Consider the following 23,422-nt stretch of genomic DNA (forward strand, 5'->3'; position numbering starts at 1 on the left):
CGCAAAGCCCTCTTTTCATGCTTCCAAATCTTCCATTTTTATCCGGCGTTGGCGTTCACCATCGCATAGAACATCGGCAGCGAAAGCAGGACATTGGTCCGCGACGCCATCAGCGCGATCTTGCCGGCGGCGGCTTTCTCGTCCGCTGAAGCTTCTACAATGCCGAGAACCTTTTTCTGCTTGGGCCAGATGATGAACCAGACATTGGCGGCCATCACGATGGCGATCCACATGCCGACACCGATCATCTGAAATGGTGCCTGCAGCGTCATCGCCTGATGGACCCAGCCGCTGGCCCAGGCAACATAAAGACCGGTCACCACGGTGAGCAAAGCAGCCCATCGGAAATAGAATAATACTTTCGGCGCGATATGTTTGCCGACGGCGGGTTTCAGTTCGTCCGGGATAGTCGGCATCAACGGCACCTGAACAAAGTTCAGATAATAAAGCAGTCCGATCCAGAGCACACCGAAGAACAGGTGCAGCCAGCGGCCGATGCTATTGCCGGTAACCATATCGCCATGCATGCCGAACATCAGTGCGAGGGCTGCAATCAGCCCCACAATCATCACTGCATTCAGATTTCCAAAAAATTTCGCCATAGTGCTTCCCCCCAGGATTATTTTACAATTAGGGCGCAACTTTATGCCCGCACTTTCAATATGTCACGAAAAATTCGATTTTTCACCGGACAAGCTGGCGAAAAGGATAATTGAGCTTGCATCTTATTCGCTATTGATGCGTTGACACTTCGTATCTCAAAAAATGGAGAAAAGAGAATATGGCTTTTGAACTTCCCCCGCTACCGTACGAAAAAACCGCATTTGGAGATTTGATCTCCGAAGAAACATTCAATTACCATCACGGCAAGCATCATAATGCCTATGTCAGCAAGACCAATGACGCGATCAAAGGTACGGATCACGAAGGCAAGAAGCTTTCGCAGATCATCGAAGCCTCGGATGGCGGCCTGTTCAACAATGCGGCGCAGGTATGGAACCACAGCTTCTACTGGCTTTGCCTGTCGCCCGAGAAAAAGGAAATTTCCGGCGAACTGAAAGACCGTCTGGAAAGCAGCTTCGGTTCGATCGAGGATTTCAAGTCCAAGTTCAAGGACGAGGCTGTTGGCCATTTTGCCAGTGGCTGGGCCTGGCTGGTACTAGACGGCGACGAGCTGAAAATCACTTCCTATCATGACGCTGACTCGCCAGTCGCTCATGGCGTCAAGCCCGTGCTGACGCTCGATGTCTGGGAGCATGCCTATTATCTGGATTACCAGAATGCGCGCCCAGATTATGTTTCCGCGTTGCTCGACAATGCGATTGACTGGGACTTTGTTGCTCTGAACCTCGACGGAGACGGCGTCAGCCGCGCCGATCAGGGCTAAACGCAGATATGCAGATCAAGCCGCGTCCTGACTGTCAGGGCGCGGCTTTTCTTCGACCGAAAAACCGTGTTTCATCAGCATCGGAATATTGGCCATGGCGAAGATGAATGAAACGGTTGTCACTCCCCAGACCTTGACTGTCAGCCACAAGTCAAAGCTCATCGTTGCGACCATCAACTCGTTAATAACGGCCATTGCCGCAAAAAATATCGCCCAGTTGCGGGATAATTTCAGCCAGCCTTCATCGGTCAGGCCTTCGAAAGCCGCCTGCAGCAGGCTTTTCAGCATGGCTTTTCCGCGCAGCAACCCGCCAAATAATATTACCGCAAATCCGGCATAGATGATCGTCGGCTTGTGCTGGATGAAGCGCGGATCATTGAAATAGATGGTCAGGGCGCCAAATCCCAGAATTAGAATGGCCGACATCCACATCATCGGCGAGACCTTGCCCAATTTCCATTTGGAGATGATCATCGCGACGACAATCGCGATCATGAACGCGACCGTGCCATAAATGGCGGAGGTAATCGGATTGCCTTCCGGCGCGCCGAATTTGTAAACCAGAAAGAAAATCAGCAGCGGCCCGAAATCGAGCGCGAAGCTCAGCCCCCGATGTTCTTTTGGAATCTCTTCAATTGCTGTTGCTTCGGTCATTTCTCTATCCCGGCTATGGCTGCGGCCAAATCTTCGGCCTTGAACGGCCTCAAGTCGTCTACGGTTTCGCCGATCCCGATGGCGTGGATCGGCAAACCAAATTGCTTCGCTGCTGCCACCAGTACCCCGCCGCGCGCGGTGCCGTCCAGTTTTGTCATGATCAGCCCGGTAACCTTGGCGACATCCCGAAAGACCTCGATCTGCGACAAGGCATTCTGTCCGGTGGTCGCATCCAGCACCAGCACGACATTATGCGGCGCCGCCGGATTAAGCCTTCCGAGGACCCGGCGAATTTTGTCCAGTTCGTCCATCAACTCGGTTCGGTTCTGCAGCCGACCGGCTGTATCAACGATTAATACGTCGATCCCGGTTGCGGTCGCCTGCTTGACGCCTTCATAGACAATGCTGGCGCTGTCGCCGCCTTGCGGGCCGCTGATGATTGGAACGCCCAGCCTCTCGGCCCAGATTTTGAGCTGCCCGATGGCTGCCGCGCGGAACGTGTCGCCGGCGGCCAGCATGACGCCATAGTCCTGTTCGAGAAACAGATGGGCCAGCTTGGCGATCGTAGTGGTCTTGCCGGAACCGTTGACGCCGATGACCAATATCACTTGTGGCCGCGGAAAAGCGTCTATTTCCAGAGGAATGGCGACCGGTTCCAGGATCGCGGCGATTTCGCGCTGGATAATCTCCTTCACCGCATGTTCGCTCAGGCCCTTTTCAAATCGCTCGACCGCCAGCTTCTCGCGGATCGACGCTGCGGTAGCGGGACCAAGGTCCGACATGATCAGTGCATCTTCGATATCGTCGAGCGTCGCCTCGTCGAGCTTGGCCTTGGTCACCAGCCCGGCGAGATTTTCGGTCAGCCGCGAGGATGTCTTGCCAAAGCCGCCAAACAGGCGGTCTTTCCAACTACTCTTTTCGCTCACGCTGCTACCCTGCCAATCAACTGTTTATCTTGTACGCCTGTAATCTCGACGGGAACCATCTGGCCCTTACGCGCAGGGACGTCCAGTAGAACGCGCGCAAAATTTTCCGAATAGCCAGCGTCGCCGGACATTTCAGCGAGCACATTCTGCCGGGACCCGACCAATGACTGGCGCCATGATCGAGCGCGGCGGGCGACTGTCTCGCGCAATAACTTTGCTCGTTTCTTGATGGTCTGTCCGTCAACCTGCGGCATTTTCGCCGCCGGTGTGCCCTGCTTCGGCGAATAGGGAAAAATATGGCCATGAACGATATCGCACTGATCGATGATTGAGCGGCTGTTGGCAAACATCGCGTCATCTTCGGTCGGGAAACCGGCGATAATATCGGCGCCGATCGCAATCTCCGGCCGTTTGGCTTTCAGCCGCTCGACCAGATCGATCGCCTGCTCGCGATTGTGCCGCCGCTTCATGCGCTTCAGGATCATATTGTCGCCGGACTGGAGCGACAGGTGGATATGGGGCATCAGCCGCGCTTCGCCGGTCAGCAGATCAAACAGCCGGTCATCAATCTCGATACCGTCCAGAGAGGAAAGCCGGAGCCTTGGCAGATCAGGCACGTGCTTCAATATCCGTTCAATCAACATGCCCAATGTCGGCTCGCCGGGCAGGTCGGGGCCATAGCTGGTGACATCGACGCCGGTCAGCACGACTTCCTGAAACCCCTTGTCGACCAAAGCCTGCACCTGATCCACGACAAGCCCCGCGGGAACCGAGCGGCTGTTACCCCGGCCAAAGGGGATGATGCAGAATGTGCAGCGATGGTCACAGCCATTCTGGATTTCGACAAAGGCGCGTGACCGGTCGGCAAAGGCGCTAACCATATGCGGGGTGGTTTCGGTGATCCGCATGATATCGGAAACGCGGATTTCCGGACGGTTGCTTTGCAGGCCGAGCTTGAAATTGGCCGCCTCATATTTGTCGAAATTGCCGACCACCGCGCTGGTTTCCGGCATGTCCGCGAACATTGCCGGATCGACTTGCGCGGCACAGCCGGTGACGATTATATTTTTCTCCGGATTGTCTTTCTTGGCCCGGCGGATGGCTTGCCGTGTCTGTCTGACCGCTTCGTTGGTCACGGCGCAGCTGTTGACGATGATCAGATTGTCCCCGTCAATATTGTTGGCGGCCAGATTCTGCCGCAACGTCTCGCTTTCCGCAATATTGAGCCGGCAGCCCATGCTGATCATTTCCGGTGCGCTCATCCGAACTGGGACCAGTCAGCTTCACCCGCAAAGACATAGGTGGTCGGACCCTGCATCTGGATTGTATTGCCTTCTTCCCAGCTGATGACCAGGGTCCCGCCGGGCAATTCCACTTGCACGGGACTGGTCACCAGGCCGCGTCTGATCGCGGCGACGGCGGTCGCACAGGCTCCGGTACCGCAGGCCCGGGTCAAGCCTACGCCGCGCTCCCAGACGCGCAAATGGATATTGCCGTCCTTGATATGGGCGACATTGACGTTCACTTTCTCGGGAAACAGCGGATCGACTTCGATCATCGGACCGAGCCGGTCAAGTTCGACGATATCGCTATCGTCCACGAAAAAAATCACATGCGGATTGCCGACATTGACGGCGGCGGGATTTTGCAGCTCTTCCCAGCCAACTGGCATAGTCAGCGTGTCCATCGCATAGCCGAGTGGTATAGATTGCCATTCGAACCGGGGTGCGCCCATATCGACGATGGCACCGTCTTCCGTCGCATTGCCAGTGATGATGCCACCGCCGGTTTCGATCCGTGTTTCGTCACCAATCAGCTTGGCGACGCATCTGCTGGCATTGCCGCAGGCCTCTACTTCGCTGCCGTCAGCGTTGAAAATCTGCATTTTGATATCGGCTTCGGTGGAAGGGCGCAGGATGATCAACTGGTCACAGCCGATCCCGCTATGCCGGTCTGCTATCGCCGTGACGATTGCCGCGGACAGATCGATCTCGTCTGCGCGCGCATCGATAATGACAAAATCATTGCCCAATCCATGCATTTTATGAAAGCGTCCGGTTGTCATGTCAGGCGATTTAGGGATGCCGCTCCCGCGAGTCCAGCAATTCGGCTCGCTGTGATGTTAGGCGAAGGGGCTTAAGCGGATTTTTTCCGGTCAGTTTCATCGGCAATCTGGTCAGGGGCAATGTTTTGCGTGTCCCCGGTTTCTTCAACCGGCTTGGCGGGCAGCAAATTGCGTTCGGCCAACATTTCGCGTGTCTGTGCTACCGACAGCGGGCGACCATAATACCAGCCCTGACCTTTGGCACATCCGATCCGACGCAATTCGCTTTCCGCTTCCTTGTCTTCGATGCCTTCGGCCGTGATCTTCATGCCTAGGCTTTCGCCGAGGCCGGTGATCGCCTTGACGATCGCCTTGCTCTCAGGATTTTGAATGATCGACGTTACGAAGCTGCGGTCGATCTTTATCTGGTCAAAGGGCAGGGCGCGCAAGTGCGCGAGTGAACTATAGCCGGTTCCAAAATCATCCAGTGCGATTTTTATGCCCTGGTTTTTCAGACTGCTGACGATGGACTGGGCCAGGCTGAGATTTTCAAACAGAGAACTCTCGGTAATTTCGATTTCCAGGCGATTGGCCGGAAATCCGGATTCGATGAGTAATTTCACAATTTTTTGCGCCAGCCACGGATCAAGCAACTGGACCGGCGAGATATTGACGGAAATGGAAAGGCTCGGATCCCAGTCTTTGGCGTCTTCGAACGACTGGCGCAAGACGCTCAGAGAGAGTTCGCCGATCATGCCGGTTTCTTCGGCTATCGGGATGAATATTTCGGGAGAAATGAGGCCCTGAGTCCGGGATTCCCAGCGACACAGCATCTCGAACCCGGTCAATTTTCCGGTGGCGAGATCGACCTGTTGTTCATAATAAGGAACAAATTGGCCCTTTGGAATGCCCGCGCGCATTTCCGTTTCGAGCCAATTGCGGGTCTGCAATTCCTTTTCCATGATATCGTCAAACCAGCAATGGCGGTTCCGGCCCTGTTTCTTGGCACTGTACATGGCGATGTCGGCCTGGCGCATCAGCGCGTCGACAGAATCTTCTTCCGGGTCGTAACGGGACATGCCGATCGACGTCGTGACAACGAGATGGGTGCCATTCTCGACGATCGGTGCCGCGATTGCATCGATCAGGTCATCGGCAATTCTTTCAACCATTTCGGGCTGGTCGGGATCAAAAATAAAGGCGCAGGCAAATTCATCGCCCCCCAGTCGCGCCAAGAGATTCTTCGGCGGCAGGACATTCGCAACGCGGTCCGCAACCTGTTTCAAAACGAAGTCGCCGGCGCTGTGGCCGTGAACGTCGTTGATATTCTTGAAATTGTCGAGGTCGAGCATCATGAATGCTATGCTTTTGTGCTTCCGTTTGGCCGCATCGACCAGGTCGGTTGTTTTTTCTCCGATCGTCCGGCGATTGAGCAATCCGGTCAACGGATCGGTAATCGCAAGCGAATGGGCGCGTTGTTCGGCAGCAGCCCTTTCCTCGACTTCAGCAGCCAGATCCCGGTAGCGGCGCCAGCCGAACAGGATCAGGGCGATATTGAGCAAAAATGCGGAAACCAGTACATTGTCGGTGCCGTTAGATTTTCCGGACAGGGAAGCAATGGCGTCGGACAATACTGTACCACCGGTGCTGGCAAACAGAAGGATTGCCAAAATCACAACGACGCCGGTCACAGCATCGCGTTGGGCAGACAGCAGATATCCGTTCTTCGTTGATTTTATGCGCTGGTCGACTACCGGTCCAGTCATAATATTTCCCCCGCTATTGCTACCGGCTTTTTACCCCGACAGTCCTCAATTTCTCGTTAACAGCAATCTATACTAGCTAAAATCCGGGCTTGCGATTAATCGAACACTGGACTAATAGGCCGTCAATAAAGGCAATATCTGTATTGCCGATCCAGTTTAGAGTTCGAAAAACTCACACGTCGATCAGCGAGGTTTCGCCCATCGGCGTTTTTTGCGTTGGCTAGGAAACTGGCCGTTTTGAAGAAGGAAGGCGGAACATGTTTGATAAGTTAAGCGACCGCCTTGGCGGAGTATTCGACAAGCTGCGCGGGCGCGGCGCGCTACGGGAAGAAGATGTTCGCGGCGCGATGCGTGAAGTGCGGATTGCACTGCTCGAAGCCGATGTCGCGCTTCCGGTGGTCAAGGACTTCGTCGAAAAGGTCACCGAGAAGGCCGTTGGCCAGTCAGTTCTCAAATCGGTCACGCCGGGTCAGCAAGTGGTCAAGATCGTCAATGACGGTCTCGCCGAAATGCTGGGTTCCGAGGTCAGCGCTCTGGAATTGTCGGTCGCGCCGCCCGCCATCATCATGATGGTCGGCCTGCAGGGCTCCGGTAAAACGACCACGACGGCAAAAATAGCCAAGCGACTGAAAGACAAAGAGAACAAGAAGGTCATGATGGCCTCGCTCGACGTCAATCGTCCGGCGGCCCAGGAACAACTGGCCGTATTGGGCGAGCAGATCAGCGCCGCCACCCTGCCGATTGTCGCCGGGCAGCAGCCGGTCGAGATCGCGAAACGCGCTCTGCAAGCCGCCAAATTGCAAGGCTTTGACGTGCTTCTGCTGGATACAGCCGGTCGGCTCCATGTCGATCAGCAATTGATGGACGAGATGAAGGCCGTTGCCGACATCTCCCAGCCACAGGAAATCCTGCTGGTGGTCGATGCGCTGACCGGACAGGACGCCGTCAACGTCGCCCAGAATTTCTCCGACCAGGTCGATCTTACCGGTGTTGTTCTCACCCGGATGGACGGCGATGCGCGCGGCGGTGCGGCTCTGTCGATGCGGGCAGTCACCGGCAAGCCGATCAAATTTGTCGGTGTCGGCGAAAAAATCGATGCATTGGAGGAATTTCATCCGGAACGCGTTGCGGGCCGGATTCTCGGCATGGGCGATGTTGTCAGTCTGGTCGAAAAAGCGGCGCAGGTCGTCGACAAGGAAGAATCCGAAGCGCTTGCCGAGAAGATGCTCAAGGGGCAGTTCGATCTCAATGATCTGCGCTCCCAGCTGAACCAGATGACCAAAATGGGCGGTCTGGGTGCAATGGCATCGATGATGCCGGGCATGAAAAAAGCCAAGGCAGCGATGGCCGGCGGAGCGATGGACGACAAGGTTCTGGTCCGTATGGATGCGATCATCGGTTCGATGACCAGGGAAGAGCGTACGCGCCCCGGTCTGCTTAATGCCAAGCGCAAGCGGCGGGTTGCTATTGGCTCCGGCACCACGGTGCAGGACGTCAACAAGCTGCTCAAAATGCATCAGGAAATGGCCAAGGCGATGAAGCGCATCAAGAAGATGGGCGGAATCAAGGGGCTGATGTCGATGTTTGGCGGCGGTGGCGGAGCCGCTGGCGCCGGAATGGGCGGTCAGGGCGGCGGCATGGCCGGCATGCCCGGCCTTCCGGATATGTCTCCCGGCGGACTTCCGCCTGATCTGGCAAATTTATTGAATAAGAAGAAATAGTCGTAACAATTTGAATTTTTGTATTTTTAGAAAGGTTTATTACAATGGCAGTAGCAATGAGAATGTCCCGGGGCGGATCCAAGAAACGTCCTTATTACAAGATCGTCATCGCTGACGTCCGTGCACCACGCGACGGCAAGTTCATCGAACGGATCGGCAGCTACAACCCGCTGCTCGCAAAAGACGACGAAAAGCGCGTTGTTCTCGACGCAGAGCGTGCGAAACATTGGCTGGAAATGGGCGCGAAGCCTTCCGACCGTGTTGCTCGTTTTCTGGACGTAGCCGGTTTGTTGAAGCGCGAAGCACGCAACAACCCGAACAAAGGCAAGCCAGGCGAAAAAGCCACCGAGCGTGTAGAAGAGAAAGCTGAAAAAGCTGCCGCTGCTGAAGAAGCCGCCAAGGAAGCCGCTGCGGCTCCTGCACCGGTAGAAGAAGCTCCGGCTGAAGAAGCTGCTGCCGAAACACCAGCAGCTGAAGAAGCTGCGGCTCCTGAAGCTGCTGCAGAAGCACCTGCGGCTGAAGCGGCTCCTGCCGAAGAAGCAAAAGCTGAGGAAGCTCCTGCAGCTGACAAAGCTGAAGGCTAATCAACCCATGATAACGCGCACCGTTCCTCCCGAGCTTGTCGAAGGAGAACGGTGCGCTTTTTTATGTTGGTACTGTGATTTTCATAAAGCTGACAGCGATGCCGTGAACGGAATTTATCGATGAACCCGGAAAAACCCGTCCCGCTTGCTGTTATCATTGGTGCGCACGGGATCACCGGCGAAGTCCGGTTGAAACTATTCTGTGACGGCATCGATAGCCTGACAGTTCACAAAAATTTCAATAACGGCGCGTTGACGCTGAAATCCGTCAAACCCCATAAAATGGGCGCGATTGCACGGATCGCCGAAATCACCGACCGCAACGGCGCCGAAGCCGCGCGCGGCACCGAATTAACCGTCCCGCGCTCCGCCTTGCCGGAGCTGGACGAGGACGAATTTTACCATATCGACATCATCGGTCTGCGCTGCGTCTCCGACGCTGGCGAGGAACTGGGCAAGATATTCGCCATCTACGAATTTGGCGCCGGCGATGTCATAGAGATAGAGCGCGCCAACGGCAAGAAGTTCATGGTCCCGGTTATCGCAATCGACATGAGTGGTGATCCGGCAGTCGTGGAAGCGGAGTTCGTCGAGGAATGATCGGTCCGATATTCTATGTCCTGCTGATCTTCGCGCTGGTTGCCGCGCCGGCCTTCGGAGGCTGGAAGCTGAGCCGGAAGCACGGTCAATTGATCCGCATGGCGGGAACGGTAATGACAGGGCAGGTGGTTCTCACCCCCGTCGTGGCCTATATCACTTTCTCGGAAAGCACGATTGTTGCGGATAATCCCGTAAAAACAGCGCTGACATATGCCGCCATGGGGGTCGTCATCTCGATCATGACATTCGTGGTTCTAGAGATCAGAAACACCACCAAGAGCAGGAAATCCACGGCTAGCGTGACGGGGACAGATACACGCAATGATCCGGCGATTGTCGAACCGCAATGATCCTGATTGTCATCATTTTCCTGATAGCAGGTCTGACCATCGCGATTGTCGAGATTGCGAAACGGCTCAAGCCGGACGTAAACGTCGCCTGGCTGCCGTTCTGGGCCAGTCTTCCGATACCCGGATTGCTGGTTGTCTACTGGCTGTTCAACCTCTGGTGGCTGCAATCCGATCATTGCCTCGATGGCCAGGTGTGCTGTCGGGAAGGCATAGTCTATATGTCCGTTGGCGCCGCCGTGGGTATGTTCGGCAGTTTCTTCGTGGGCATGACGACTTCCATATTGTGGATTAACTGGCGCAAGAAGAAATGAACTTCACCGCGACAAGCTTTTTCCTTTACCGCCGAGATGGTGAGGCGACTGCGAAAGCGGAGGTTTCGGACTGATGTTTTATTTCTATCTTGAAGATATTTTTATCGCTATATTCGCCGTAGTAAATTCGTTGCTAATTGCGTCTGGCGCCGCGGCTTGGATAAAACTAAAATTCCCGAAACGATCTGTTCGATTTATCACATTAGCCGCGAGCCTTTTAGGGATGACTCCCTATTTTGGGCTATTTTTTGTTGAACTAGCGAACCTTCAGCAGTGCATAAGTTACGGGGAAATGTGTGCTTTCCCTGTTGGCACAATAAGGTGGAAGCTTTTGATTTGTTCCGTTCCTATTGGATTGCCATTGGCATGGATCGCAGGGCATTACGCATTGAAGGAGCGAAGAGTTTGACCTTCACCGCCCAAATCCTGACCCTCTACCCGGAGATGTTCCCCGGACCGCTCGGCATATCGCTAGCGGGCAGAGCGCTCTCGGAGGGCAAATGGACCTGTGACCCGATAAACCCCCGCGATTTTACCACCGACAAGCATCGCAGCGTCGACGACACGCCGGCGGGCGGCGGTGCCGGCATGGTGCTCCGGGCCGATATCATGGCGACGGCAGTGGACCATGCGGCGCAGCGGATGACGGAGATGATTGCGTCACAGAACTCCGTTCGTCCTGAGCCTGTCGAAGGACAGGCTGGTGAGGCGAGCGGTGCTTCGACAACCCCGGATCAAGTCCGGGGACGAACGGCTAGCAGCGCGCCAACCGTTCCCATCCTGGCCATGACCCCGCGCGGCAAACCCCTCACGCAAGCCCGCGTCCGCGAAATCGCCGCGGGTCCCGGCGTCACCATAATCTGCGGCCGTTTCGAAGGATTTGACGAGCGTCTATTCGAAGCCCGCGAAATCGAAGAAGTCTCGATTGGCGACTATGTGCTTTCCGGCGGAGAAATGGGCGCTTTGGTGCTTTTAGACGCTTGCATTCGGCTGCTTCCCGGGGTAATGGGCGCGTCTTCTAGCGGAGATGACGAGAGTTTCGAGAACGTTATTCTGGAATATCCGCAATATACCCGACCTCAAATATGGGAAGGGCGCATAATCCCTGAAGTCTTGCGATCGGGGGATCATGCGAAAATAGCTGCTTGGCGGAAACAAAGGGCAGAGGAAGATACACGGCTAAGGCGGCCGGATTTATGGGAGCGTCACAGGGACGCTCCGGATCAGTCGCCCTCTGGTGCGCAGGAAAAAGATAAAGATAAGGAATAGGTCATGAACCTGATTCAAACACTAGAAAAAGAAGCAGTAGACGCGTTTATCGCTTCGAAAGAAATCCCCGAATTCCGTGCTGGTGATACAGTACGTGTCGGTGTTCGCGTCGTTGAAGGCGAGCGCGTTCGTACCCAGAATTACGAAGGTGTGTGCATCGCACGGACCAATCGCGGCATGGGCTCCAACTTCACCGTACGCAAAATGTCGTTCGGCGAAGGTGTCGAGCGTGTGTTCCCGCTTTACTCCCCGAACATTGACAGCATTACCGTGGTTCGCCGCGGTATCGTGCGTCGTGCGAAGCTTTATTATCTTCGCGGTCTCACCGGTAAGCGCGCACGTATTGCGGAACGCCGTTTGAACCAGCCTACGAAAGGCACCGAAGCAAAAAAATAGTTTTCGCTTCATAAAAAGTTTCAAACAGCCGGTTCTCCCCAAAAGGAAAACCGGCTGTTTTAATATCAGCCACAGGAAAAGTTTCATGGGTTACAAAATTGTAGTTGTCGGTGCCACGGGCAATGTCGGGCGCGAAATGCTCAACGTCCTGGTCGAGCGCGAATTTCCTTATGACGAGCTGGCCGCCGTCGCGTCATCGCGGTCGCAGGGCAGCGAAATCGAAATTGGCGACACCGGCAAGATGCTCAAGGTCCAGAATATCGAGCATTTTGACTTTGCTGGCTGGGACATGGCTTTGTTCGCTGCCGGTTCGGCCGCAACCAAGGAATATGCGCCAAAGGCAGCTGCTGCGGGCTGCGTCGTGATCGACAACAGTTCGCTCTACCGCATGGATCCGGACGTTCCATTGATCGTGCCCGAAGTGAACCCTGAAGCGATCAGCGGCTATACCAAGCGCAATATCATCGCCAACCCCAACTGCTCGACCGCCCAGATGGTTGTGGCGCTCAAGCCGCTGCACGATGCGGCCATCATCAAGCGTGTCGTTGTCTCGACCTATCAGTCGGTCTCCGGCGCCGGCAAAGGCGGCATGGACGAACTGTTCGAACAGTCCCGGGCGATCTTCGTCGGCGACCCCAAGGAAAACCACGTCTTTACCAAGCAGATCGCGTTTAACGTGATCCCACATATCGACGTGTTCCTCGACGATGGTTCGACCAAGGAAGAATGGAAAATGGTCGTCGAGACCAAGAAGATCCTCGACCCCAAGATCAAGCTTACCGCGACCTGCGTCCGGGTGCCGGTCTTTGTCGGCCACAGCGAATCAATCAACATCGAATTCGAAAAAGAACTGTCCGCCTCGGACGCGCAGAAAATCCTGCGCGATGCACCGGGCATAATGCTGATCGATAAGCGCGAGGACGAAGGCTATGTCACGCCGGTCGAATGTGTCGGCGACGGCGCGACCTTCATCAGCCGCGTCCGCGAGGATCCTACGGTCGAAAACGGCCTGAACATCTGGTGCGTCAGCGACAATCTCCGCAAGGGCGCAGCGCTCAATGCCGTCCAGATCGCTGAGCTACTGGGTCGCAAGCATCTTAAAAAGGGCTAGTGCGCCGCACTGGCCGCTTCGGCCGAATCGACTTTCATCCGCTGGGGTTTCTTCATCAGGAACACCAGCGGAACACATAAGGCGGTGACCACCGCCATCAGCCAGAAATCCCCGAGATAGGCGATCATCAGCGCTTGCCGGTTTACCTCGCCGTCGATCATCATCATCGCCTGTTCGCCATATTGTCCCAACCGGCTGATACTGGTCGGGCTTAGCGGCGCGAGGCGGGCTTCGGTAACATTGGCGGCGAGATCCGCGTGGCTGGTCTGCCAGTTACGGCCCAGCAAGCCGACAAATACGGCGATTCCGACGGAAGCTCCGATGGTTCGTGAGAGATTGAGCAAACTGGCTCCATCTGTGCGGAGGGCGGGCGAGAGCGTGGAAAAGGCCAATATATTCATGGTCACGAACAGCGCGCCCATCCCGAGCCCCTGGACAAGACCGCTGGTTATTATTGGCCAACGTTCCATTTCCAGGCTCCATCCGGTCATCATCCACGCCGAATAGGAGGCCAGCGCCATCCCGGTCGCAACGACATAACGGGCATCGATTATCGTCGCCAGCCGGCTGCCGATCGCCATGCCGAGAAACACGCCGACCCCGCGGGGTGCCAATATGATGCCGGCGTCAATCGGCGTATAATGATAGATATTCTGCAGCATCGGCGGCAGCAGCGCCATCGTCGAAAACATCGAAACACCGGCGACAATCATCAACAGCATTGCCGTGATCAAATTGCGGTTCCGGAACAGGTCCCGGGACAGAAACGGATTTTTCGCCGTCGCCATATGGATCGAGAATATCCACAAGGCGGATGCCGCTATGCCAAATTCGATGATGATCTCCCAGCTGTCGAACCAGTCTTCGCTATTACCGCGATCAAGCATGAGCTGGAAGGATGCGATAAATATCGCGAACAGCAGAAAGCCGGACAGGTCGAATTTCCGGCGGGCGATCGGCCGCGAGGGCAGGAGCGTCCAGAGCATCACAAAAGCAATGATACCGAGCGGAACGTTGATCAGAAAAATCCATTCCCAACTGAAATTCTCGGTCAGATAACCGCCGATAACCGGCCCGGTAATCGGCGCAATCATGACCCCCATTCCCCAGATCGCCATGGCCCGCGGATGATTTTTTGGCGGGTTGATGTCAAGCATCACGGTTTGCGAAAGCGGCATGACGAACGCACCGGAGAGCCCCTGCATCACCCGGTAGAAAACCAGCATTTCAAGATTCGAGGCGGTCGCGCAGAGCAGGGATGACGCGGTGAATCCCGCGATTGACAAGAGGAACAGATTGCGGGACCCGATGCGATCGGCGATCCAGCCGGTAATCGGAATCGCCACGGCCGAAGCCAATATATAGCTGGTCAGAACCCACGTCACCGTATCCAGTGTCGCGCCCAGACCAGACTGCATGTGCGGCAGGGCGACATTGGCAATCGTCGAGTCCAGTATCTGCATGATATTGCCTAGCATGACAGCAACCGTCAGCAGCAGCCGGTTGTCGACCGGCAGTGCTGCGACATCAGGATTTGGTGCGTTCACTCTTTACCATTGCGAAGATCGACGGTCACTTCTGCGGAAATGCCGGCGATCAGCTGTCGTGGAGATTTATCCAGTATCTTGATCCGCACGGGCACCCGCTGGGTCACCTTGACCCAATTGCCGTTGGCGTTCTGGGCCGGGAGTACGGAAAATTCCGATCCGGTTCCGGCGCCGATACTGTCGACCCGGCCGTTCAGTTCGAGATCGGGATAGGCATCAAAGGTGATGTTCGCTTTCTGCCCGACCTTCATTCTGGCGAGGTCGGTTTCCTTGAAATTGGCTTCTATCCAGCTGTTCGCATCGTTGACGATCGATACCATCGGCAGACCGGAAACCATCATCTGTCCGATTTGCAACCGTGTGGACTGGGCAACGCGTCCGGCGACGGGAGCCAGGACCCGCGTGCGTTGAAGATTGAGCTGCGCCTGTTCCCGCGCGACTTTCGCATCCGCAATGGCCGGGTTTTCTCCCGGTGCTGCCGATCCAGTCGAGAGCCGTGCCTTCGCCGCAACCACATCGGATTGCGCGGATTTCAACCTGGCGCGGGCAAGATCGACTTCATGCTGGGCTGCATCAAGCCGCGCCCGCGTCGTGAAACCTTTATCCATCAACGCCGCCTGTCGCTGATAGTTGGACAGGGCGAAGGCAATATCCTGCCGTGCCACCTCTATATCAACGCCGCTGACCTGATAATCGGCCTGGAGATTCTGTACCTCGACCTGTGCGGCGGCGATACGGGCGTTGCTCTGGGCAACCGCCAGTTCAAAGGGAGCCGGATCAATCACGAATAGGAGATCGCCTGCATCGACCAACTGGTTCTCGCTCACGCCGACCTCGACAATCTTGCCGCCGACCTCGGGGGACACGGAGACGATGTCCTGCTGGACATAGGCATTGTCGGTCGATGCATAGCGGTCGCTGGTTATCCAGTAATAGACCCCGAAACTTGCCAGCAGCAGCGGAACCGAAAGCATCAATATCCACCGACCAAGGCGACGGCCAAGCGAACGCTCGGGTACAGGGTCGGGAGTTGTGGCCTCAGCGACTTCGGCCATTTCCATTTCCGGGTTGGGATTATCCGCCATTGGCTGCTCGCTTCTCTTGGGAATCTTCGTCATCGATCGTCAGCAGATTGCTGCGGAACCGTTCGAGCAGTTGATGAAGCTGCTCCTGATCTTTTTCCGTCACGTCATGCAGCGCTTCTTGCAGCAATTGCTCGCCAAGCGGTTTCAGCTGGCCCGTCAATGCGATGCCTTTTTCTGTCAGATAGAGCTTCCACGCGCGGCGGTCGGCGGGGTCGGGGCGACGTTCGACCAGTTCTGCCGACTGCAACCGGTCAACCATGCGGCACAATGTCATAGCATCCAGTTCGAGTCGGTCCGCGAGTGCGCTCTGGTTGATACCTTCGTTATATTGCAGCCAGGTCAGGACCCGCCATTGCGGCCGGGTCACACCGATCGCCTTGGCCCGCTTGTCAAATGTCCGGCGGATCAGCCGGGAAATGTCGCCAATTATAAAACCGATATTATCGCTCATGGGAGCAATTTAATAACATAGTTTATTATATGCAATGATTAGCTTTGAAAATCATGGAAGCGGCCTGATGATTGTGCCATATGACCGCCATGACATTGAAAGCAGACGTATATTGGTCCTTCCGTTCGCCCTATAGCTATCTGGCTACGCGGCGTTATGTTGCGCTCACTCGGGAATATGACCTGCAGATCAACCAGCGCTTCGTTTACCCGCTGGCGATCCGCGAACCGGATTTCTTCGAGAAGAATCATCCCAACTGGCTCGGCTATGTGTTCAAGGACATATTCCGGATGGCGCAACATTTGGGCATCCCGATGGCACCGCCCAATCCCGATCCGATCGTGCAGGATATCGCGACCCGCAAGATCGCTGCCGAACAGCCCTATATTTACGAACTGACCCGGATGGGGCAGGCGGCCTCGCGGCGCGGCAAAGGGCTGGAGTTCGCCGACGAGGTCTCGCAAATGATCTGGGGCGGCACCGCTGGCTGGAACGAAGGCGACCATCTGGAAAAGGCGGCGGCGCGGGCCGGACTGGACCTGACCGAACTTCGGGTCGAAGCGGCAAACCAGGCGGACGGGCTCGACGCAGAAATCGCCGACAATCAAAAAGCGCTGGAAGCTGCTGGCCACTGGGGCGTGCCGACGCTGGTGTTCGAAGGCGAACCTTTCTTCGGCCAGGACCGGATTGATCTGGCGGTGTGGCGGATGAAGCAAAAGGGTCTTGCCGAGCGATGAATGAAACACGGACTGGTGGATGCCAATGCGGCGCGATCACATACCAGTTTGAAGGCCCCGTTCCTGCAGCCTACACCTGCCATTGCGGCGAGTGTAAGAAACAAAGCGCAAGCGCGTTTTCGATGTCTATCCCGATGCAATATGAATCGCTTAAGGTAGAAGGCAAAGCAGCGTCGTTCGTGAGCAAGGCCTTTAGCGGCAAAGCAAAACATAATTATTTCTGTGGCAATTGCGGCACGCGTTTATGGCATTCGGGCAGCAATCCGCCGGATGCTATTACTTTGAAAGTGGGAACGCTGGATGATCCATCTGCAATCGCACCATTGGGGCATTTATGGGTGTCGAAAAAACAGCCGGGAATCGAACTTGATCCGGCGAGTGATCAGCATCTGACCCAGCCCGACGATTTAACCGCGTGGCGCGCCAGTTTAGGAAAGCAGCAATGACGGCAAAAAACTGGGACTTTTCATCCTTTGACGGAGTGAGCCTCAAAATCCATGAAATGGGCGCAGGCCGCCCTGTGATCCTGCTTCACGGGCTGTTTTCCAACGCCGATACCAACTGGATCAAATTTGGCCATGCGCAGGCCCTGGTCGCCGCCGGTTTCCGGGTGATCATGCCCGACCTGCGCGCTCATGGTGAAAGCGCGGCGCCGCATGATCCGGCTGCCTATCCCGAAGATGTGCTGGTCAGGGACGTGCAGGCGCTGATCGAACATCTGCAATTGTCAGACTATGATCTCGGCGGCTTCTCGCTCGGCGCCCGGACAACGGCGCGGCTGCTGGTCACGGGCGCAACGCCGGCCAAGGCGATGCTGATGGGCATGGGACTGGAAGGGCTTGCCGGATGGGCACGGCGTCAGGAATTTTTTCAGGAAGCAATCCGGATCAAGGACACTGCCAAGCGCGGTGATCCGCACTGGATGGCTATCCAGTTCATGAAAAGCCAGAAGGTAGATCCGGTTGCCGCCTCCTATCTGCTCAGAACCTTTTCCGATTTGGAGCCAGAGGCTTTGGCGGCTATAGACACGCCTACATTGGTGCTGTGCGGATCCGAAGATCGCGATAATGGCGATCCGGTCAAGCTGACCGCACTATTGTCCCGGGGACAACATGTCGCCATACCGGGGACGCATATGAGCAGCGTGACCAAAGCGGAAATGAGCCAGGAAATGGTGCGCTTTCTGGTCGGATAGGAGGGACAATGCCGAAATTGTATAGCTGGCGTAATTTCTGGATATTCTGGGGCGGTGGACTGGCGATATTTGCCTATCTCATCATGTCTAACGGTGCGCTTGAAACCATCGTTGCTCCCAACGGGATACTCGATCACCAAAGCGCGGCAACGGCGGAGCGGGTGAACGCGATCCAGCAAAGCTGGGCGGAGTCAGGCGCGCTTGAACTCGCTCGCTGGGGCATGATCGGCGATCTGGTTTTTATCACCCTCTATATGTCCGGCGGGATTATCGGCGGAAGGCTGATCTGGCAGCGGGCCAGTTCCCCGACGCTGAAAAAGGTCGGTCTGCTATGTGTTCTCAGCTATTTCGTCTTCGGTCTTACCGATTACGTCGAAACCGTTAGCCAGCTGATCCAGCTGGTCAATGAACGGGGCAGCGACATTCTCGCGGGAACGGCTGCTCTGGCGAAGCCAGTAAAAGTCATAGCCTGGATAGTCGGTACGGTCGCGATGATCGGGGCGCTTATCTGGCGATGGCGCGAAACACGGGCTTGACCGGCAGGCAATAAAGTTTCAATTCCAACCAAATTCAAAATAGTTGAGGATCATATCATGAAAACCGCCGCTTCGATCGTCGCCATCGCCACCATGGCTCTCGCAACACCTGCATTGGCCAAGCATCACGAAAATGATGCCGTGGAAGCAAGTGCTGCCCCGACCGCTGCCGACGCAAAGAAATTCGTCGATGAAACCGAGCAGCAGCTGTTTGATTTCTCGCTCGATGCTTCGCGGATCTACTGGATAAACTCGAACTTCATTACCGACGATACCGACGCTTTGGCCGCCAAGGTCGGTGCCGAGGGAACGACGATGTCGGTACAGGCGGCGATTGATGCGGCGATGTTCAACGATGTCGAAGGGCTGGACGCTGTCACCCGCCGCAAGCTGGACAAATTGCGCGGCGGTATCGTGCTCCCCGCGCCAACGACAGAGGGCGCTTCTACCGAACTCAACGAAATCGCGACCAAGCTGAACTCGGCTTACGGCAAGGGCAAGGGCACGCTGAACGGCAAGGAAATCAACGGCTCCGATATCGAGGCCGAAATGGGCACCAACCGTAATCCGGAAGAACTTTCCGAAATGTGGGCAAGCTGGCACAGCAATGTCGGCGCGCCGATGAAGGATGATTATGCCCGGATGGTGGAGATCGCCAACGAAGGCGCCAAGGAACTCGGCTTTGCCGACGTCGGAGCGATGTGGCGGTCGGGCTATGATATGCCGGCCGATGATTTCGCCAAGCTGACCGACAAGCTATGGGCGCAGGTCAAACCGCTTTACGACCAGCTCCATTGCTACACTCGCGACAAGCTGAATGAAAAATATGGTGACGCGGTGCAACCGGAAACCGGTCCGATCCGCGCCGATCTTCTCGGCAATATGTGGGCGCAGGAATGGGGCAATATCTACGATATCGTCGCACCGGAAGGAGCCGGTGACATCGGCTTTGACACGACCGAATTGCTGGTCGCGAAAGATTATGACGCGATGAAGATGGTCAAGGCAGGCGAGGGCTTCTTCTCCTCTCTCGGCTTTGAACCGCTTCCCGACACCTTCTACAAAAGATCTTTGTTCACCAAGCCGGCGGACCGCGAAGTGGTCTGCCATGCAAGTGCCTGGGACATCGACAATGTCGACGATATCCGGATCAAGATGTGCATCAAGGTCAATGGCGATGATTTCACCACCATCCACCACGAGCTTGGCCATAATTATTACCAGCGCGCCTATAACAAGCAGAGCTATCTCCATCTCGACGGCGCCAATGACGGTTTCCATGAAGCGATCGGCGATGCGGTTGCCCTGTCGATCACACCGGAATATCTGGTTCAGGTAGGCCTGCTCGACAAGAGCAAGGTGCCGAGCGCCGACAAGGATATCGGTCTGTTGCTGCGTCAGGCGATGGACAAGGTCGCCTTCCTGCCATTCGGCCTGCTGGTCGACAAATGGCGCTGGCAGGTATTCTCCGGTGATATCCAGCCAGCGGATTATACTAATGCCTGGCATGACCTGAAGCTCGAATATCAGGGTATCACGCCGCCGGTTGACCGGCCCGCCGATGCCTTCGATCCTGGTGCAAAATATCATATCCCGGGCAACACGCCATATTCGCGCTATTTCCTCGCCCGGATATTGCAGTTTCAGTTCTACAAGGCCGCTTGCGATGCTGCAGGATGGAAAGGACCGCTCCACCGCTGTTCTTTCTATGGCAACAAGAAAGTCGGCGCCAAGCTGAACGCGATGCTGGAAATGGGCGCTTCCAAGCCCTGGCCCGACGCACTCGAAGCCTTCACCGGAACCCGTGAAATGGACGGCAAGGCGATGATCAGCTATTTCGCGCCGCTGATGGATTGGCTGAAGGAAGAGAATAAAGGCAAGTCTTGCGGTTGGTAGACATAGAAAAGCCGGCGGGAACATATGTTTCCGCCGGCTATTATTTTGTCGCTAATATTAAAGCTGGTCGAGCATATATTCCGCGGTGCTGACCTTGAAGTCGCCCGGTGCTTCGACGTTCAGTTCTTCGACGACGCCGTCATTGACGATCATCGAGAAACGCTGGCCGCGCTCGCCCAGACCAAAGCCGGAACCGTCCATGGTCAGGCCGACTGCCTGAGCAAATTCGCCATTGCCGTCAGCCAGCATGGTGACATCTTCTGAACCCGATGCATCATTCCATGCACCCATGACAAACGCGTCGTTGACCGCGGTGCAGGCGATTTCGTCGACGCCTTTGGCTTTCAGCTCGGCCGCTTTATCTACAAAGCCGGGGAGATGCTTCGCGGAGCAAGTAGGCGTGAATGCGCCGGGAACCGAGAACAGTGCCACTTTCTTGCCGGCAAAATATTCGCCCGAACTGACTTGCTGCGGACCTTCGGCGGTCGCCTTGACCAGTTTCACGTCTGGAATTTTATCGCCTTTGTTGATCATCTTATGCTCCTTGTTTGGATTGGATTGATTATGATTGCCTCTATAGCAGATAGTGGTGACCGGCGCGGGAAATTGCAAGCGAGCCGGACAAACAAATCAGCGGTGAAGTTTAATATGGGCAGCGGATATTTGCGTTGCTATGCTGCCTTTGATGCATGACACGATATTTTTCTCCGGACAATTTCTTCTCGCCACGCCCGGAATGGCCGATCCGCGATTTTCCCGATCGGTGGTGGCCATCTGTTCCCATGATGAAAATGGTGCCCTCGGTATCAACATCGGCGAGACGGTAGAGGGCATCAGTTTCCATGATATTCTCGGACAGTTCGATATCGACACGACCGAAGCGCCTGACTGCGATGTCTTTCTGGGAGGTCCGATGGAAACACAACGCGGTTTCATTCTCCACAGTCTCGATATCAACATGTCGGATACGCTGCAGGTTGGGGAGAGCTGGGGGCTCAGCAGCTCGATCGATATGCTCAAGGCGATAGCGCAGGGGCGCGGGCCGGAACATTGGATCATCGCGCTTGGCTATTCCGGATGGGGCGAAGGACAGCTGGAAAGCGAACTGACCCAGAATGGCTGGACTATCGCGGAAGGGTCTCCCGATTGGCTGTACGAGACAGAGTCGGGCGACAAATGGCTGATGGCATGGGAAGCCCTCGGCATTGATCCGTCGAAACTGTCGAGCGGATTCGGCAGCGCCTGACCTTTTGATTGTTGCGGCGCGCGGTGGACGAGCCTCACAAAATATCAAATATAAAGACATCTTTATATTTGCTTCAGCAGCCAGATGCCGTTATTGAAAAGCCATGTTGCCGCACAGGATTGCCCGTGCGGCATTTCGTTTTTCAAGGAGATATGACGTGGCCACCGCAACCCAGGATTATGTTATCAAGGATATTTCTCTCGCCGATTTCGGTCGCAAGGAGATTGAAATAGCCGAAACCGAAATGCCGGGTCTGATGGCTTTGCGCGAAGAATTCGGCGCAGACAAACCTTTGAAAGGCGCCCGGATCACCGGTTCGCTGCACATGACCATCCAGACCGCCGTGCTGATCGAAACCCTGCTCGATCTCGGCGCTGAAGTCCGCTGGGCATCGTGCAACATCTTCTCGACCCAGGATCACGCCGCCGCTGCTATCGCAGCGGGCGGAACCCCGGTTTTCGCGATCAAGGGCGAAACTCTGGAAGAATATTGGTCCTATGTTGAGCGCATCTTTGACTGGGGCACGGACGAAACCTGCAACCTGATCCTCGACGATGGCGGCGATGCCACCATGTTCGCGCTCTGGGGCGCTCGGGTTGAAGCCGGCGAAGAATTGTTCAAGCCGGAAAATGAAGAAGAAGAAGTCTTCGTTGCAACCCTGACCCGCTTTCTCGCAGAACGCCCTGGTTATTTGACCAAGACCGTTGCAGCCATCAAGGGCGTTTCGGAAGAAACCACCACCGGTGTTCACCGTCTTTATGAATTGGCCAAGATCGGCAAGCTTCCTTTCCCGGCGATCAACGTCAACGACAGCGTTACCAAGTCGAAGTTCGACAATCTCTACGGCTGCAAAGAGTCGCTGGTCGACGCGATCCGTCGCGCCACCGATGTCATGCTGGCCGGCAAGGTTGCTGTTGTCGCCGGTTTCGGCGATGTCGGCAAAGGCTCCGCCCAGTCGCTCCGCAACGGCGGCGCGCGCGTTCTCGTAACCGAAATCGATCCGATCTGTGCGCTGCAGGCAGCGATGGAAGGCTTCGAAGTCGTGACCATGGAAGAAGGCACCAAACGGGGCGATATCTTCGTCACCACGACCGGCAACAAGGACGTCATCACCGTCGATCACATGCGCGCTATGAAGGACCGGGCAATCGTCTGCAATATCGGCCACTTCGACAGCGAGATCCAGATTAGCGGCCTGAAGAACATGCAATGGACTGAAATCAAGCCGCAGGTCGATGAAGTCAAATTCCCGGATGGCAAGAAACTGATCATTCTGGCTCAGGGTCGCTTGGTCAATCTTGGCTGTGCAACCGGCCACCCGAGCTTCGTGATGTCGGCAAGCTTCACCAACCAAGTGCTGGCGCAAATAGAACTGTGGCTGCGTCCGGAACAATATGAAAATGACGTTTATGTGCTGCCGAAGCATCTCGACGAGAAGGTCGCGGAACTGCATCTCGCGAAACTCGGCGTGAAACTGGACAAGCTCAGCAAGGAACAGGCTGATTATATCGGCGTTCCGGTCGAAGGCCCGTTCAAGCCGGACCATTACCGCTACTAGGCGATACAATATTCCGAAATCAAAAGCCGGGCAGTGTTAAAATCACTGTCCG

Annotated in this window: 26 protein-coding genes; 16 read left to right on the top strand and 10 right to left on the bottom strand. The window is 55.8% G+C overall.

The window, feature by feature from the left end; translation table 11 throughout:
- Window positions 1-38: 38 nt before the first annotated feature.
- Complete coding sequence (locus AACZ86_RS06550; protein WP_339690570.1) at window positions 39-602, bottom strand: urate hydroxylase PuuD; 564 nt, start codon at window positions 600-602, stop codon at window positions 39-41.
- Window positions 603-781: 179 nt separating this feature from the next.
- Between AACZ86_RS06550 and AACZ86_RS06555 the strand changes: the two genes are divergently transcribed.
- A complete protein-coding gene (locus AACZ86_RS06555; RefSeq protein WP_339690571.1) occupies window positions 782-1,387 on the top strand; it encodes a superoxide dismutase in 606 nt (201 codons plus the stop codon).
- Between the two features lie 15 nt (window positions 1,388-1,402).
- Here AACZ86_RS06555 and ispZ read toward each other — a convergent pair whose 3' ends face one another.
- The 5 genes from ispZ to AACZ86_RS06580 form a co-directional block, all read right to left on the bottom strand.
- Window positions 1,403-2,041, bottom strand: coding sequence for a septation protein IspZ (gene ispZ, locus AACZ86_RS06560; protein ID WP_339690574.1), 639 nt, complete (start codon window positions 2,039-2,041; stop codon window positions 1,403-1,405).
- Complete coding sequence (gene ftsY, locus AACZ86_RS06565) at window positions 2,038-2,967, bottom strand: signal recognition particle-docking protein FtsY (RefSeq protein WP_339690576.1); 930 nt, start codon at window positions 2,965-2,967, stop codon at window positions 2,038-2,040. Before ftsY ends, ispZ begins: the two co-directional genes overlap by 4 nt.
- The gene (mtaB, locus tag AACZ86_RS06570) at window positions 2,964-4,229 is read right to left on the bottom strand and encodes a tRNA (N(6)-L-threonylcarbamoyladenosine(37)-C(2))-methylthiotransferase MtaB (protein WP_339690579.1); all 1,266 of its coding nucleotides are present in this window, start codon (window positions 4,227-4,229) and stop codon (window positions 2,964-2,966) included. The genes ftsY and mtaB overlap by 4 nt, the downstream gene beginning before the upstream one ends.
- The gene (gene dapF / locus AACZ86_RS06575; protein ID WP_339690581.1) at window positions 4,226-5,032 is read right to left on the bottom strand and encodes a diaminopimelate epimerase; all 807 of its coding nucleotides are present in this window, start codon (window positions 5,030-5,032) and stop codon (window positions 4,226-4,228) included. The genes mtaB and dapF overlap by 4 nt, the downstream gene beginning before the upstream one ends.
- Window positions 5,033-5,103: 71 nt before the next feature.
- Window positions 5,104-6,777 (bottom strand): EAL domain-containing protein, encoded by a 1,674-nt coding sequence (locus tag AACZ86_RS06580; RefSeq protein ID WP_339690583.1) that lies wholly within the window; start codon window positions 6,775-6,777, stop codon window positions 5,104-5,106.
- Between the two features lie 257 nt (window positions 6,778-7,034).
- Between AACZ86_RS06580 and ffh the strand changes: the two genes are divergently transcribed.
- The 8 genes from ffh to AACZ86_RS06620 all read left to right on the top strand — a co-directional run bounded on the left by ffh (window position 7,035) and on the right by AACZ86_RS06620 (window position 13,119).
- On the top strand, window positions 7,035-8,498 hold the full coding sequence (gene ffh, locus AACZ86_RS06585; protein ID WP_339690584.1) for a signal recognition particle protein: 1,464 nt from the start codon (window positions 7,035-7,037) through the stop codon (window positions 8,496-8,498).
- Between the two features lie 44 nt (window positions 8,499-8,542).
- Window positions 8,543-9,082: a 30S ribosomal protein S16 gene (gene rpsP, locus AACZ86_RS06590; RefSeq protein ID WP_339690586.1), complete on the top strand. Its 540-nt coding sequence runs from the start codon at window positions 8,543-8,545 to the stop codon at window positions 9,080-9,082.
- 120 nt (window positions 9,083-9,202) lie between these two features.
- Window positions 9,203-9,682, top strand: a complete 480-nt coding sequence (gene rimM, locus AACZ86_RS06595) for a ribosome maturation factor RimM (RefSeq protein ID WP_339690587.1) — start codon at window positions 9,203-9,205, stop codon at window positions 9,680-9,682.
- Window positions 9,679-10,032, top strand: a complete 354-nt coding sequence (locus AACZ86_RS06600; protein WP_339690588.1) for a hypothetical protein — start codon at window positions 9,679-9,681, stop codon at window positions 10,030-10,032. The genes rimM and AACZ86_RS06600 overlap by 4 nt, the downstream gene beginning before the upstream one ends.
- Entirely contained in the window at window positions 10,029-10,343 is a 315-nt protein-coding gene (locus AACZ86_RS06605) for a hypothetical protein (protein WP_339690592.1), read from the top strand. The genes AACZ86_RS06600 and AACZ86_RS06605 overlap by 4 nt, the downstream gene beginning before the upstream one ends.
- Window positions 10,344-10,748: 405 nt before the next feature.
- Window positions 10,749-11,612: a tRNA (guanosine(37)-N1)-methyltransferase TrmD gene (gene trmD / locus AACZ86_RS06610; RefSeq protein ID WP_339690794.1), complete on the top strand. Its 864-nt coding sequence runs from the start codon at window positions 10,749-10,751 to the stop codon at window positions 11,610-11,612.
- A gap of 3 nt (window positions 11,613-11,615) precedes the next feature.
- On the top strand, window positions 11,616-12,008 hold the full coding sequence (rplS, locus tag AACZ86_RS06615) for a 50S ribosomal protein L19 (protein ID WP_335651785.1): 393 nt from the start codon (window positions 11,616-11,618) through the stop codon (window positions 12,006-12,008).
- 85 nt (window positions 12,009-12,093) lie between these two features.
- A complete protein-coding gene (locus AACZ86_RS06620) occupies window positions 12,094-13,119 on the top strand; it encodes an aspartate-semialdehyde dehydrogenase (RefSeq protein WP_339690595.1) in 1,026 nt (341 codons plus the stop codon).
- Here AACZ86_RS06620 and AACZ86_RS06625 read toward each other — a convergent pair.
- From AACZ86_RS06625 to AACZ86_RS06635, 3 genes are read right to left on the bottom strand one after another with little or no spacing between them, the layout of a single operon-like run.
- Window positions 13,116-14,666 carry a DHA2 family efflux MFS transporter permease subunit gene (locus tag AACZ86_RS06625; protein WP_339690598.1) on the bottom strand — a complete coding sequence of 517 codons (1,551 nt, stop codon included), beginning with the start codon at window positions 14,664-14,666 and terminating at the stop codon, window positions 13,116-13,118. The two genes, AACZ86_RS06620 and AACZ86_RS06625, sit on opposite strands and share 4 nt — an antisense overlap.
- Window positions 14,663-15,784 (bottom strand): HlyD family secretion protein, encoded by a 1,122-nt coding sequence (locus AACZ86_RS06630; protein WP_339690600.1) that lies wholly within the window; start codon window positions 15,782-15,784, stop codon window positions 14,663-14,665. The genes AACZ86_RS06625 and AACZ86_RS06630 overlap by 4 nt, the downstream gene beginning before the upstream one ends.
- A complete protein-coding gene (locus AACZ86_RS06635) occupies window positions 15,741-16,202 on the bottom strand; it encodes a MarR family transcriptional regulator (RefSeq protein WP_339690602.1) in 462 nt (153 codons plus the stop codon). Before AACZ86_RS06635 ends, AACZ86_RS06630 begins: the two co-directional genes overlap by 44 nt.
- A gap of 89 nt (window positions 16,203-16,291) precedes the next feature.
- On the opposite strand from AACZ86_RS06635, the gene AACZ86_RS06640 reads away from it, so the two are divergent.
- Genes AACZ86_RS06640 through AACZ86_RS06660 form a run of 5 tightly spaced genes read left to right on the top strand, consistent with a single transcriptional unit; the run spans window position 16,292 to window position 20,566 of the window.
- Window positions 16,292-16,939, top strand: a complete 648-nt coding sequence (locus AACZ86_RS06640) for a DsbA family protein (RefSeq protein WP_339690795.1) — start codon at window positions 16,292-16,294, stop codon at window positions 16,937-16,939.
- Window positions 16,936-17,385, top strand: coding sequence for a GFA family protein (locus AACZ86_RS06645; RefSeq protein WP_339690604.1), 450 nt, complete (start codon window positions 16,936-16,938; stop codon window positions 17,383-17,385). The genes AACZ86_RS06640 and AACZ86_RS06645 overlap by 4 nt, the downstream gene beginning before the upstream one ends.
- 35 nt (window positions 17,386-17,420) lie before the next feature.
- The gene (locus tag AACZ86_RS06650) at window positions 17,421-18,134 is read left to right on the top strand and encodes an alpha/beta fold hydrolase (protein WP_339690607.1); all 714 of its coding nucleotides are present in this window, start codon (window positions 17,421-17,423) and stop codon (window positions 18,132-18,134) included.
- Window positions 18,135-18,142: 8 nt separating this feature from the next.
- Entirely contained in the window at window positions 18,143-18,670 is a 528-nt protein-coding gene (locus AACZ86_RS06655) for a hypothetical protein (protein WP_339690608.1), read from the top strand.
- A gap of 57 nt (window positions 18,671-18,727) precedes the next feature.
- Window positions 18,728-20,566, top strand: coding sequence for a M2 family metallopeptidase (locus AACZ86_RS06660; protein WP_339690610.1), 1,839 nt, complete (start codon window positions 18,728-18,730; stop codon window positions 20,564-20,566).
- A gap of 57 nt (window positions 20,567-20,623) precedes the next feature.
- Here AACZ86_RS06660 and AACZ86_RS06665 read toward each other — a convergent pair whose 3' ends face one another.
- Window positions 20,624-21,100 carry a peroxiredoxin gene (locus AACZ86_RS06665; protein ID WP_339690612.1) on the bottom strand — a complete coding sequence of 159 codons (477 nt, stop codon included), beginning with the start codon at window positions 21,098-21,100 and terminating at the stop codon, window positions 20,624-20,626.
- A 139-nt stretch (window positions 21,101-21,239) separates the two neighbouring features.
- Between AACZ86_RS06665 and AACZ86_RS06670 the strand changes: the two genes are divergently transcribed.
- The gene (locus AACZ86_RS06670; RefSeq protein ID WP_339690613.1) at window positions 21,240-21,812 is read left to right on the top strand and encodes a YqgE/AlgH family protein; all 573 of its coding nucleotides are present in this window, start codon (window positions 21,240-21,242) and stop codon (window positions 21,810-21,812) included.
- Between the two features lie 157 nt (window positions 21,813-21,969).
- Window positions 21,970-23,370: an adenosylhomocysteinase gene (gene ahcY / locus AACZ86_RS06675; RefSeq protein ID WP_339690614.1), complete on the top strand. Its 1,401-nt coding sequence runs from the start codon at window positions 21,970-21,972 to the stop codon at window positions 23,368-23,370.
- Window positions 23,371-23,422: the final 52 nt, after the last annotated feature.

Source organism: uncultured Parasphingorhabdus sp. (assembly GCF_963975735.1).
Taxonomy (GTDB): domain Bacteria; phylum Pseudomonadota; class Alphaproteobacteria; order Sphingomonadales; family Sphingomonadaceae; genus Parasphingorhabdus.